Source organism: Oleiphilus sp. HI0061, assembly GCF_001635675.1.
In genome coordinates this window covers 1-509 of sequence record NZ_LWFE01000150.1, presented here as the reverse complement: position 1 = coordinate 509, position 509 = coordinate 1, and the positions used below count along the sequence as shown (strand labels likewise).

Here is a 509-nt window from a genome sequence, read left to right as displayed (position 1 = left end):
GTTGATACTGGTGCCATTGTAGCAAGCTCTGAAGCATACGCAGAAATGGAGCGAACTAGAGTAGAAGATAATAATATCATCGCGCGGCTGGAAGCTGGGAATATATACGTGATCGATCCAGTTATTGAAAACAAGAAAATAAAGTATTTTGAAGTTAAAACGTACTAAATAAAGAAATTCTAACCAAGCGTTCAACCGGACTCGCCTTCGGCTCGCGCGGTTAACGCGGCGTTAAGTCTCATAAAGGAAGGTTACTTTAGTGATAAGGATTTTAATATTATTTACCGCACTGATCGTATGCAGCGCAGCTAAAGCCGAAATGTCGGGCTTTGCGCCTCTTGATTTTTTACCTGATGTCGATAGAAATGGTATACGTGATGACATTGATAAACAAATAATTGATCTATATGAAAATGATAAACGCCGCATACACTTGGCTAGTCGCGCTGCTAAATTAATCCAAGAAATCGCGCAAAATGAAGATTCTCCAGATTATGTCCATACTTTGT

At 39.7% G+C, this 509-nt stretch carries 1 protein-coding gene; it reads left to right on the top strand.

Translation table 11 applies throughout. From position 1 onward, the window contains the following. Positions 1-259 precede the first annotated feature (259 nt). Positions 260-509: hypothetical protein (locus A3735_RS01810; RefSeq protein WP_197485593.1), on the top strand; the 250-nt coding region annotated here is incomplete at its 3' end.